The organism is Emcibacteraceae bacterium, assembly GCA_041396985.1.
Lineage (GTDB): Bacteria > Pseudomonadota > Alphaproteobacteria > Sphingomonadales > Emcibacteraceae > Pseudemcibacter.
Map to the genome: position 1 here is coordinate 364,789 of JAWKXO010000002.1, position 12,525 is coordinate 377,313.

Annotated in this window: 11 protein-coding genes; 8 read left to right on the forward strand and 3 right to left on the reverse strand. The window is 43.3% G+C overall.

Features of this window, described 5'->3' with window-relative positions; translation table 11 throughout:
* Nucleotides 1–33 precede the first annotated feature (33 nt).
* Nucleotides 34–978, forward strand: a complete 945-nt coding sequence (locus tag R3D86_06290; protein ID MEZ5757811.1) for an ABC transporter ATP-binding protein — start codon at nucleotides 34–36, stop codon at nucleotides 976–978.
* Nucleotides 979–981: 3 nt separating this feature from the next.
* Complete coding sequence (gene nadB, locus R3D86_06295; GenBank protein ID MEZ5757812.1) at nucleotides 982–2,613, forward strand: L-aspartate oxidase; 1,632 nt, start codon at nucleotides 982–984, stop codon at nucleotides 2,611–2,613.
* On the opposite strand, the gene R3D86_06300 is transcribed toward nadB, so the two are convergent.
* Nucleotides 2,614–2,973: a DUF2794 domain-containing protein gene (locus R3D86_06300; protein ID MEZ5757813.1), complete on the reverse strand. Its 360-nt coding sequence runs from the start codon at nucleotides 2,971–2,973 to the stop codon at nucleotides 2,614–2,616.
* A 237-nt stretch (nucleotides 2,974–3,210) separates the two neighbouring features.
* On the opposite strand from R3D86_06300, the gene R3D86_06305 reads away from it, so the two are divergent.
* The 3 genes from R3D86_06305 (at nucleotide 3,211) to R3D86_06315 (ending at nucleotide 6,861) form a co-directional block, all read left to right on the forward strand.
* The gene (locus R3D86_06305; protein ID MEZ5757814.1) at nucleotides 3,211–3,891 is read left to right on the forward strand and encodes a glutathione S-transferase N-terminal domain-containing protein; all 681 of its coding nucleotides are present in this window, start codon (nucleotides 3,211–3,213) and stop codon (nucleotides 3,889–3,891) included.
* Nucleotides 3,892–3,978: 87 nt separating this feature from the next.
* Complete coding sequence (gene htpG / locus R3D86_06310; protein ID MEZ5757815.1) at nucleotides 3,979–5,853, forward strand: molecular chaperone HtpG; 1,875 nt, start codon at nucleotides 3,979–3,981, stop codon at nucleotides 5,851–5,853.
* A gap of 165 nt (nucleotides 5,854–6,018) precedes the next feature.
* Nucleotides 6,019–6,861: a hypothetical protein gene (locus R3D86_06315; protein ID MEZ5757816.1), complete on the forward strand. Its 843-nt coding sequence runs from the start codon at nucleotides 6,019–6,021 to the stop codon at nucleotides 6,859–6,861.
* Nucleotides 6,862–6,915: 54 nt separating this feature from the next.
* Here R3D86_06315 and acnA read toward each other — a convergent pair whose 3' ends face one another.
* Nucleotides 6,916–9,600 (reverse strand): aconitate hydratase AcnA, encoded by a 2,685-nt coding sequence (acnA, locus tag R3D86_06320; protein MEZ5757817.1) that lies wholly within the window; start codon nucleotides 9,598–9,600, stop codon nucleotides 6,916–6,918.
* A gap of 232 nt (nucleotides 9,601–9,832) precedes the next feature.
* Here acnA and R3D86_06325 point away from each other — a divergent pair, with 232 nt between their 5' ends.
* The 3 genes from R3D86_06325 (at nucleotide 9,833) to ccmB (ending at nucleotide 11,461) form a co-directional block, all read left to right on the forward strand.
* Complete coding sequence (locus tag R3D86_06325; protein MEZ5757818.1) at nucleotides 9,833–10,060, forward strand: hypothetical protein; 228 nt, start codon at nucleotides 9,833–9,835, stop codon at nucleotides 10,058–10,060.
* Between the two features lie 73 nt (nucleotides 10,061–10,133).
* On the forward strand, nucleotides 10,134–10,793 hold the full coding sequence (gene ccmA / locus R3D86_06330) for a heme ABC exporter ATP-binding protein CcmA (protein MEZ5757819.1): 660 nt from the start codon (nucleotides 10,134–10,136) through the stop codon (nucleotides 10,791–10,793).
* A complete protein-coding gene (gene ccmB, locus R3D86_06335) occupies nucleotides 10,793–11,461 on the forward strand; it encodes a heme exporter protein CcmB (GenBank protein MEZ5757820.1) in 669 nt (222 codons plus the stop codon). The genes ccmA and ccmB overlap by 1 nt, the downstream gene beginning before the upstream one ends.
* A 26-nt stretch (nucleotides 11,462–11,487) precedes the next feature.
* Here the strand turns inward: ccmB and R3D86_06340 are convergent, their stop codons facing one another.
* Nucleotides 11,488–12,507, reverse strand: a complete 1,020-nt coding sequence (locus tag R3D86_06340) for a HAMP domain-containing sensor histidine kinase (GenBank protein ID MEZ5757821.1) — start codon at nucleotides 12,505–12,507, stop codon at nucleotides 11,488–11,490.
* Between the last annotated feature and the right edge of the window lie 18 nt (nucleotides 12,508–12,525).

A 12,525-nucleotide genomic window follows, 5' to 3' on the forward strand; every position in this document is an offset into this window, starting at 1 on the left:
CCGAATAAACAAGTTTATATTGGATCATAAAAGATGACAGATCAAGAACTGGCCATAAAAATTCGTGGCCTGAGGAAAACATACGCCGCTGAAGGGGCATCAGCAGAAAAAATTGCCCTTAAAGGCATTGATCTTTCAATCCCAAAAGGCTCAATTTTTGGACTTTTGGGGCCAAACGGAGCAGGAAAATCAACGACTATTAATATTATTGCTGGTATTGTTGATAAGACAGCCGGGTCTGTCGAAGTGTGGGGTTTTGATACGGATAAGGATATCAGAAATGCCAAAGCCAATATTGGTATTGTACCGCAGGAAGTTCATATCGACGCCTATTTTACCCCATTCGAAATCCTGGAACTTTATGCGGGCTTTTATGGAATTCCAAAGTCTGAACGCCGGTCCATGGAAATTTTAAAAGCTATGCGTCTTGAAGAGCAGCGCGACGCATATACCAGGTTTTTATCGGGCGGAATGAAGCGGAGACTTCTGGTAGGAAAGGCAATGGTGCATAACCCGCCAATTCTGGTGCTTGATGAGCCAACGGCAGGGGTTGATGTCGAGCTGAGAGCTCATATCTGGCAATATGTCAGGGATCTGAATAAAAAAGGGGTAACGATTGTACTAACCACTCATTATCTTGAGGAAGCGGAAGAGCTTTGTGATGAAATCGCCATTATCAATCACGGCGAACTGGTGATTTGTGAAAAAACGCCTGTGCTTCTTAAGCAGCTGGATGAAAAAATGGTAATTATTACACCGGTAACACCCGTTGGAACATTGCCTCCCGAATTGGCCGATATTGGCGGAAAATTAAATGAGCAGGGGGACATTGTCATTCATTTTAACCCAAGCTCAATCACCATAGGTGACATATTTAAGAAAATTACCGAAACATCGATCGAGATTGCTGATCTTAAAACCGAAGAAAGCGATCTTGAAGACATCTTCCTGCAGTTAACCAAGTCTCAGGAAGGATAATAAATGGCAAAAAGTCATGATTTTGATGTTCTGGTGATTGGCAGCGGTGCTGCAGGACTTAGTCTTGCTCTATTGGTGGCGGACCATGCAAAAGTGGCGGTGCTTTCCAAAAATAAAATTTCAAGCGGCAGCACATCTTGGGCCCAGGGCGGTATTGCTGCGGTGCTTGACGACCGGGACAGCACGCAGGCCCATATTGAAGATACGTTAAAAGCTGGTGCCGGTCTTTGTGATTATGAGGCTGTAAAATTCGTTGTTGAGCACGGTAAAGAGGCGATCAACTGGCTCATTGCCAATGGCGCCGATTTTACCAAAGATGATGAAGCGGATAATGAAAAGGTTGTTGAGGGGGATTATCACCTGACCAGGGAAGGGGGACATTCTTTCCGCCGCGTCATTCACAGCGCCGATGCGACGGGTAAAGAAGTGCAGATTTCCCTTGAGAAGCAGGTTAAAAAACACCCGAATATTACCCTTTTTGAACATCATATGGCTGTTGATCTGGTCAGTAACAGTAAAAAAAATATCAAGACACAGAAATGTATCGGCGCCTATATTCTGGATACAAAACATGGAAATGTTGATGTGTTTCGGGCAAAAACTACGGTCCTGGCAACAGGTGGGGCGAGTCGGGCCTATCTTTATACATCAAACCCTGACGGCTCGACCGGCGACGGGATAGCCATGGCCTGGCGCATGGGATGTCGGGTGGCCAATATGGAATTTAATCAGTTTCATCCAACCTGTCTTTATCATCCTGAGGCCAGAACATTTCTGCTGACTGAAGCCCTCCGGGGCGAGGGGGCCGTTCTGCGTCTGCCCAATGGCAAACGCTTTATGGACCGCTTTGATGAAAGGGCCGAACTTGCGCCGCGCGATATAGTTGCCCATGCCATTGACCATGAAATGAAACGTCTTGGGGTTGACTGTCTCTATCTTGATATTTCCCATAAGGACGATCAGTTTATTAAAGACCATTTCCCAACCATCTATAAAAGATGCCTTAAGCTGGGATATGACCTGACAAAGGATCAGATACCTATCGTGCCAGCAGCCCATTATACTTGTGGCGGTGTTATGGCTGACCTCAATGCACGTACGGATGTTAAGAACCTTTACGCCATCGGTGAAGTTGCCCATACCGGGCTTCATGGGGCCAACCGCATGGCCAGTAACTCTCTGCTTGAATGTCTGGTTTTTGCCAAAGCGGCGGCCAATGACATTCTGAAAATTATAAAAAATGAAAAAATGACAGACGAGATAAGGCCCTGGGATGAGAGCCTCGTGACCGATTCTGATGAAGAAGTCGTTGTATCCCATAACTGGAATGAGCTTCGTCATTTTATGTGGGATTATGTTGGCATTGTCCGTTCAACCCGCCGTCTGCAAAGGGCGGCGAGGCGTATTGATATGCTGGCCGGGGAAATTCGCGAATATTACAGCACGTTCAGAATTAAGCCCGATCTTCTTGAGCTTCGTAATCTGGTGACAGTTGCGGATCTTATTGTTCATTCAGCGCTCAGCAGAACAGAAAGCCGTGGCCTTCACTATACACTTGATTTCCCGGATACGGATTCTGAAATGGACGGTCGAAACACGGTTTTAAAACCGCCACGACGGCCAAACAGCCGGTGATTATTGAACAAGTTTGATTAATTTCTTATCAAAATATTTTAAAACGTGGCCCAATTCCTGACCACGTTTTAAAATCAGGCCCTGACTATTGAGAATGGCAAAGGCTCCCTGTTTATGTTTAAGGGCGGGGGTTTTCGTAATTCTGAAAATCGGGCGTTCACTGGCTTTCTGGAACACGGCAAAGGTTGCAACATCTTTGCTGGCGGAAATTGCGTAATCCTTCCAGTATCCGGACGCGACCATTTTGCCGTAAATATTGAGTATCGCTTCAAATTCACGACGTTCAAAAAAAATTGATGAGGGGACCCCTTTATTATGAAAGGCTGAATGAAAAGGAATTATGGTTGAGTGATCCGTCATTAAGTGAATATTGAGCCTATCAAAAAATGATTGCAACCTAAAATGCCACAAAATGACCTTAATTCACTCTTAACTCCGCCTTAATTGTCAAATATATCTATTATTGTTAGTCCCTGCAGCCAGTGATTAGATATTGCGAAACCCTTTTCCCTCCCCTTCACCCAGCAATATTTATTTCACTGGCTGCAATTTTATTTAGAGCATGATATAGTTCAGAAATAAAAAGGGGATCTTCTCATGAAACTTTATGAACTTGTTGGTCGTGACAGAACAAATGGCTATAGCCCTTTTGTCTGGCGAAGCAGATTGGCACTGGAACACAAGGGACTGGATTATGAACTTGTGTCGCTACGGTTTACGGAAATAAAAGAAACACTTGGCTTTTCAGGAAGCAAAACCGTGCCTGTGCTTGAGGATAATGGCAAAGTCGTAGCCGATAGCTGGGACATTGCCTGCTATCTTGAGGATACATACCCTGACAGACCGGCGCTATTTTCGGACCGTGCTTCGGCAAAACTTTTTGATCTTCAGGTTGCCATGCCGTTACTTGCTCCTTTGTTCAGAACCATAGTCAGTGATATTTATAATATTCTTGATGAAGAGAATCAGCATTACTTCAGACAAACCCGCGAACCACGAATCGGTTGCACCATAGAAGAAGCGAGAGATAATTACGAGCTTCCCTTTAAAACATTTAAAGATAATCTCTGGCCCTATAGCCAGTATTTTAAAAATGCTGACTATATTGGTGGTCCTAATCCGCTATATCAGGACTATGTTCTTTATGGCATGTTTTTATGGGCAAGAATGACCAGCCCTAAAAAACTGCTTGATGATGGAGATCCCATTCTTTCATGGATTGAAAGGATGGATCAGCATTATGATGGCCTTGGTGGCCGCATGAAATATATAGGATAAAATCTTTTTTCCCTTAAAACCCTTGAAATCATAAAAGCTCCCGCCATATTTCAACTAGTAATAAGAATAATTTAGGACATGTTGAAAATGACGAAAGAAAAACACGGTTTTGAGGCGGAAGTTTCCCGTCTGTTACATATGATGGTTCACTCGGTTTACAGTGACCGGGAGATTTTTCTTAGAGAACTGATTTCAAATGCATCCGATGCCTGCGATAAGCTTCGTTATGAAGGTTTGACCAATAGCAAGCTTCTAAAAGATGCGGGTGAGTTTGCAATCACCATTCGCGTCGATCAGGACAAAAAACAGCTGATTATCTCCGATAACGGCATCGGCATGAACAAGGAAGACCTTATTTCCCACCTTGGTACAATCGCGAGAAGCGGAACGTCATCTTTTGTTGAAAAAATGACCGGTGATAAGAAAAAAGACGTTAACCTGATTGGCCAGTTCGGGGTTGGGTTCTATTCTGTTTTCATGGTTGCGGACAAGGTCGAGGTCTTAAGCCGAAAAGCAGGTGAGGATAAGGCTTATAGCTGGGAATCAGATGGCATTGGCGAGTATACCATTTCAGACGCCAAAAAAGACAGCGCAGGAACCCAGATTACGCTACATATAAAAAAGGATGCCAAGGAGTTTCTGGAAGTTTACCGCCTGAAAAATATCATTAAGACTTATAGCGACCATATCACATTGCCGATAACGCTGATCAGCAAAAATGAAGAAAAGGATGCAAAAGAAAAGGAAAAGTCGGAAAAGGTCAATGACGGCACTGCCATTTGGGCCCGCCCAAAATCAGAAATTACAGAAGAACAGTATAAAGAATTTTATCATCATGTGGCCCATGCCTTTGATGATCCGGCAATGACCATTCATTACCGGGCCGAGGGCAAGATTGAATATACGGTTCTTATGTTTGTGCCCAGCCAGCCACCAATGGATCTTTTTGATCCGGCCCGTAAGACAAAAGTGAAGCTTTATGTAAAGCGCGTCTTCATCACTGATGATTGTGAAGATTTGCTTCCCGGTTATCTGCGCTTTATGCGCGGAGTGGTTGACAGTGAAGATCTGCCGTTGAATATCAGCCGTGAAATGCTGCAAAATAATCCGGTGATGACGAATATCAGAAATGCAGTAACCAAACGTGTATTAGGTGAGTTAGAGAAAAAAGCCAAAAAAGATACGGATGGATTTAACGAATTCTGGAATGCTTTTGGGGCCGTGCTTAAAGAAGGTATTTATGAAGATTTTGCCTTGCGTGATCAGATCCTCAAAATGTCCCGTTTCAATTCAACGGCGGATAAAGGACTTACGACAATTGATGATTATTTATCCAGGGCAAAGGATGATCAGGATAAGATTTATTATATCACAGCTGATAACCTGGCCGCCGCTAAACGTTCTCCGCAACTTGAAGGCTTTAAGGCCAAGGGAATAGAAGTCCTTTATTTCTGTGATCCCGTTGATGAATTCTGGCTACAGATGGTTCCGGAATTTGCGGGTAAGAAATTTGTCTCAGTGACCAGGGGCTCTGCGGATCTTAAAGATAAGAAGGATGACAAAAAAGAGGAAAATACCCCAGAGATTGATGCATTAATCGCTGTTCTTAAAACCAATCTAGGCGACTCGGTAAAGGATGTTCGTCTATCAAACCGTTTAACCGATAGTGCCGTGTGCCTTGTCGCGGATGACAACGACATGGATATTCATATGGAACGTATACTTAAGATGCATAACAAACTTGATGGTGCATTAAGTGCCCGGGTGCTTGAAATAAATCCTGCAAATCAGTTGATTATAACTTTAGCAAAAGAGGCAACAAAGGACGGGTCAGTTGATAAACTTAAAGACGCCTCTCAAATCCTTTTGGATCAGGCCCGAATTATGGAAGGTGACCTTCCGGATGATCCGGTGGCTTTTGCTGCGCGGCTTTCGGCAATGATGGCAAATAGCTTTAGCTAAAAAGGGATGGAAAGCCGCTGAAATTATAAGTCAGCGGCTTTTTTATTCTAGTTAAAATTATTAATAGAGGTAACAACTTGTTCAGAAATATATGATATCTCTCGCAAATGGGAAGATTGCTTTAGCGTGCCAACGCGTAAAGCACAGTATTTGGAGATTAGTTTGTTGCACTCTGAGAAAATAAACAAGGCAAAGGTTGCGGACGAAATATCGATTAATGCAACAATTTCTCAAAGCTACCTGTTTTTTATGGGCCATTTTAATCATTTTATTCGTCTGGCAATTATACCGATTATATTTTGGGTATTGATCGAATTGGGCTGCGATTATGCTTTGCACGAATATAATATGATTTTAGCTCCTACGGTGAGCAGAGCGATCATATGTGCTGCATTTGCTCTCGTCTGGTATAGACAATTTTTAATGGGTGAGAAATATGCCACCTATAGTCAGCTTATTGATCATGTTGTCTCACCGGGTGTTTTTAAAATCGACAGTTTGCTAAGATCTTTTGCTCGCATTGTTATTACGACTGCTATCTTATTCGTGCCTACATTGATGCTCTCATTAAGTTTTATGGTTTACCAGTTTTCGCAAGGTGTGGTTATGGATCAGCTGGCAATAAGGGACGTTGCCATAAAAAGTACGTCATTGGTCATACTTTTATTTTCGCCAATTTTAGTCAGGCTGTCTCTATATACTGTTGGTGTGGCCCTTGGCCGACGGTCAATGAGCCTTCGGGAGATCTGGCGTAAAACAACAGGAAGAACCTGGGGACTTTGGCTTCTAATCATCAGGGCTTTTCTGCCAATAACTCTTTATACTTACTTTATCACTTGGGCATTTGAAAAAATCGCATGGAGTTTGGATATTAACTATCTGTGGTCAAGTATTCTTGTTAACGTACCAACGGCATTTTTGACATTTATGATGTTGGCAATTGTTGTGGCAGTGAACGGAGAAGTTTTCCGCGTTCTGGTCGGCATTAGAGAAAAAGAACGGCTCTAGAAATAAAAAAAGCCGGCTCATGACTGAGCCGGCTCACCTTAATAATTTCTGATTTTATGAAGAGGCCAGATTACGTAGAACGTAATGCAGAATACCACCATTCTTATAATATTCGACTTCATTTGCCGTATCTATTCGACTTAAGACAACGATATCTTTTGTTGAGCCGTCGGCATAATTAATTTTAACATTTACGTCCTGTTGCGGCTCAATACCATCGGCAATGCCTGTAATGTCAAATGTTTCTGTTCCCACCAGGCCAAGGCTGGCACGATTGTCATTTCCTTTAAACTGAAGTGGAAGAACACCCATACCGACCAGATTGGAGCGGTGAATACGCTCGAAGCTTTCCACAATCACGGCTTTAACGCCAAGCAGATTAGTGCCTTTGGCGGCCCAGTCACGAGATGATCCGGTGCCATACTCCTTGCCACCAACGACAACAAGTGGTGTACCGCTTTGCTGATATTTCATCGAAGCATCATAAATGCTCATCTGTTCTCCCGTCGGGATATAGGTGGTAATACCACCCTCTGTTCCCGGTGCCATTAGGTTTCTTAAGCGAACATTGGCGAATGTACCGCGCATCATGACTTCATGGTTACCACGACGTGAGCCATATGAGTTAAAATCGATACGTTCTACACCATGTTCGGACAGATATTTACCCGCCGGGCTATCGGCTTTAATGGCTCCGGCAGGCGAAATATGATCTGTTGTGATGCTGTCACCAAGAAGCGCAAGTAGATTAGCGTTCTTAATATCAGACATTTTGCCGATTTCCATAGTCATGCCCTGGAAGTATGGAGGATGCTGGATATAGGTGCTGCTATCATCCCAGGCATATGTTTCGCCTTTCGGGAATTTGATTTTTTGCCACTGCTCCGTACCGGCAAAAACATCCTTGTAACGCTCAACAAACATTTCACGGGTCAGGGACATACGGATGGTTGCGTCAATTTCAGCATTTGATGGCCAGATATCTTTCAAATAGACATCGTTGCCGAGCTTATCCTTGCCAATAGGGTCTCTCGTAATATCAATCTGAAGTGTTCCTGCAATGGCATAAGCTACCACAAGCGGTGGTGACGCCAGATAAGAGGCTTTTAGATCCTGACTGACGCGGCCTTCGAAGTTTCTGTTACCACTAAGCACGGAAGCACAGATCAGTTCATTATTGTTAATTGTGGTCCGCAGATCATCGGCCAGCGGTCCTGAGTTACCAATACAAGTGGTACAGCCATAGCCAACAAGATCAAATCCCAGTGCATCAAGATGCGGACTAAGGCCTGCTTTATCCAGATAATCGGTCACAACCTGTGATCCGGGGGCGAGGGATGTTTTTACCCATGGTTTTGATTTAAGGCCAAGTTCATTTGCCTTTTTAGCCACAAGACCGGCAGCCATCATCACGCTCGGGTTTGATGTGTTCGTGCATGATGTGATCGCTGCAATTAGCACATCGCCATGATGAAGTTCAAAATCTTTACCTTCAACAGCATAACCTTTATCTTTTTCAGCGCTTTTGCCACGGGTCTCAAGAACTTCGTTAAAAGCCTTTGTTGCGTTGCTGAGAACGACCCGGTCCTGCGGACGACTTGGTCCTGCAAGGCTTGGTTCAACTGTTGCAAGGTCAAGTTCAAGACCGGAAGTATATTCAGGATCGAGCGAAGATGAATCACGCCACATGCCTTGCGCTTTAGCATAAGCCTCAACGAGCGCTATTGTATCATCATCACGTCCTGTAAATTCCAAATAATCAAGGGTTGCTTTTGAAACCGGGAAGAAGCCGCATGTGGCTCCATATTCAGGGGCCATATTGGCAATGGTTGCCTGATCGGCCAATGTCATCTGATCAAGACCATTTCCGTAAAATTCAACAAATTTTCCGACCACGCCATGTTGGCGAAGCATTTGCACGACAGTCAGAACGATATCTGTTGCGGTTACGCCTTCACGGGCCTTGCCGGTCAGTTTAAAGCCGACAACTTCCGGGATCAGCATGGAAACCGGCTGGCCGAGCATGGCGGCTTCGGCCTCAATACCACCAACACCCCAGCCGAGAACAGCAAGGCCGTTGATCATAGTTGTGTGGCTATCCGTACCAACACAGGTATCAGGGAAAGCGACCGTTTTACCGTCAACATCAGCCGTCCACACGGTTTTGGCAATATATTCAAGGTTTACCTGATGGCAGATACCTGTTCCAGGGGGAACGGCACTGAAATTATCAAAACTGTTCTGGCCCCAGCGGAGAAACTGGTAACGCTCATTGTTACGGGACATTTCCAAGTCAACATTTTGCTGGAAAGCTTTATTGGTGCCGAAATTATCAACCATCACACTATGGTCAATGACAAGATCAACCGGACTTAACGGATTAATCTGCTCCGGCTTTCCGCCAAGCTCAACAACCGCGTTACGCATGGCCGCAAGGTCAACAACGGCAGGAACACCTGTAAAATCCTGCATCAGAACACGGGCCGGGCGGTATTGAATTTCACGGTTCATGCGCTTTTCTTTTTGCCAGTCGACAATAGCCTGAACATCTTCCGTAGAAACAGTAACGCCATCTTCAAAGCGTAACAGATTTTCAAGCAGCACTTTCATCGAATAAGGAAGTCTGGAAATGTCACCAAGCTCCTTTGCTGCTTCAGAAAGGGAATAATAATCATATTCTTTGCCACCCACGGTAAGTGTGCGGCGTGTTTTCAGGGTATCTTGACCAACTGTTGCCACGGTTAAACTCCTTATTATTTTTTTGAAAATTCTCATGGGTGTTTTGACTGAAAACAAAGGATAATTCAAGGAAAATCCTTCATATTTTCATTGTGAGGGCCATTTAGTTGATAAATTGTGACCCGACCGCCTTTATTCGTCAGAAAATTACCTTATTCATGTCAAAAAATAACCAAACCCGATCATCATAGTAGGCATAAGGGGAATAATTTTGCGATAATGAGAATGAATTATGATTATACAAAGAAAATCTAAAACTGAATGGATTTCAGGTTTATTAAATGGAAAAAACTTTTTTATCAGTCTGATGGTTGCAACTTTTTTCATGTTTGCTTCCGGCTCAGGCATTATTGGTGACAGCGAGAAAATTCTTTCAATTTTGATTGGTGCCGGTCTTTTTACATTTGCCGCCGCCATGTTGATCTGGGCTAAGGATATTTCAAAAAACCTTTATCGGTAAACTCGGGTCTTCTCACTCATCCAATATACTGCTATAGCTTTTTATAAGGAAAAAATGCAGGCAGTAAATTTAAGTGAATAAAACACAGACATTTTCAGTTGTAAATCTGACAGTCAATCGTGGCGACAGGCTGGTATTTCGCGATCTTGAATTTACTATTAAGCCCGGCACACTGCTTAAGCTTATCGGCCCAAACGGGTCAGGCAAATCAACACTTCTGAAAACACTTTCAGGATTAATAGAAGCAAAGTCCGGCGATATTTGCTCGGATGAGAGTTCTGTTCAGGGCGATCATGAATGGATTTCCAGACATGTTTGCTATCTCGGCCATAAAAACGCTCTTAAGCGCGAGTTCACTGTTTTAGAAAATATAGAATTCTGGGCCAGGCTTTGGAATAATCAGCAGAGCGTATCCCCTGCTATAGAAAAAATGGGGATCAGCCACCTTCGTGATACGCCGGTACGCTATCTTTCATCAGGTCAGGCAAGACGGACTGCTCTGGCCCGTTCCATGTGTCATGCAGGTAAAATTTGGCTGTTTGATGAACCAACGGTTGGACTTGATGATCAGGGACTAAAGCTCTTATCCAAAACTATGAAACTTCATCTTGATGACGGGGGGATGATCATATGTGCAACCCATGTTGATCTTGGAATTCATTCTGAAGACACGAATATACTTAATCTTGCTGATTATTCGGTATCGGCATCGCAATTTATGGAACAGTGGTAATGTCGGCACAATTCTGGTCCATAGCACTACGTGATATAAAAATTAGCTGGCAAGGCGGCAGTACCAGCGCCATGGTCGTTGCATTCTTTATCATTGTTGTAACTTTATTTCCGCTTGGTGTGGGGCCTGAGCAAAATATGCTCGCCCGAATTGCCGTTGGTATAATATGGGTCGCGGCATTATTATCCTGTTTGTTGTCTTTGGACAGAATTTTTCAGGCAGATTACGAGGACGGCACACTTGACCAGTATTCCATAAGCCCATTATCGCTGGAGCTTATTGTAATTTCAAAAGCTTTGGCACATTGGCTAACCACGAGTGTACCGCTTATCATCATTACACCGTTTTTGGGCATTCTGATGAATATGGATGACAGGGCATTTTTGCCATTAATTTATGCTATGATCATTGGGACACCGGCTTTGTCATTGATCGGTACAATTGGCGCTTCCCTGACCGTTTCATTACGCCGTGGCGGGGTGCTGCTATCATTGTTGATTCTGCCTCTTTACGTTCCGGTGCTTATTTTTGGCGTAATGGCGGTTGATTCCATGGTCATGGGTGCGGGCGGGAACGCTCCATTTTTATTCTTAGGCGCATTTACCCTGTTTAGTCTTGCGATCACCCCATGGGCCTCGGCAGCCGCAGTTCGGCTTGCGTTGGATTAAAAATATCAAAACGCGCTTTTCATAAATTAAGTTAAAACGAGTTTACCAGTCGGGTCTTCAAACTGTCTGGGAAATGTAAGTTTAACCGCTGTTCCAGAATTTTCTTTAGAATGGAATTCTATTTTCCCGTTTAACAGCTTAAGCAATTGACAGACAATAATTAGACCCAAGCCAGTCCCTTCAGCACTTGAAATAAAATGAGCTTCGGAAGAAGATGTAGAAATTTTAATCTGTTCAATTAACTCTGCCGACATGCCTTTACCCTGATCTTTAACGACAATTTCAATATTATCATTGCCGGCTTCTTTTATTTTCAGTTCAATGGTCGAATTTTCGGGCGAGTATTTCTGAGCATTTGAGAGAACATTATATAAAATTTGCTTAAACAGCCGCTTATCGGTTGTTATTTCGGCGCCGTTTGTTTGAGTGTAAAAATTTATAATCTGGTTTTTTTCACGGGAAATTGGCTTTAACTCGTCAATATAATCTTGTGAAAGCCTAAGAACATCTATGGGTTCAATTGAAAGTGTAACTTCACCTGTTGCAATTTTATTATGATCCAGCAAATCATTAACAAGGGCAAGAAGATGGTTTCCGCCTGAATTTATAAATTCCGCATATTCTATAATTTTATGTCTATCTTTTGGGAAATATTCCTCATTTTTGAGCATTTCCGAGAAGCCGATTATAGCATTTAGTGGCGTTCGAAGCTCATGACTCATATGTCCAAAGAAAGAAGACTTAACATCGAGTGCACTGTTTAGCTCTGAAATTTTGTTAGCCAATTTGTAATTTGTTTCAAAAACAGTCCTTCGCTGGCGCTCCGTTTTGATAAAAGCCAGAGTACTAAAAGTAATAATGGCCAGGAGTCCGGATGCATATTGCATAATATCAATACCGTCTATCGTTGATATAAAGAGCAAGAAGATTGTACCGCTCATAATCAGCAAGGTTATCACAATATAAAAGCGCGAAGAAAAAAATATGGAGACCAATAAATATCCTACAGCCAAAGCGATTGGCCCGCTCCCCTGAACGACATCCATAAAACTAAGTAATGAGGC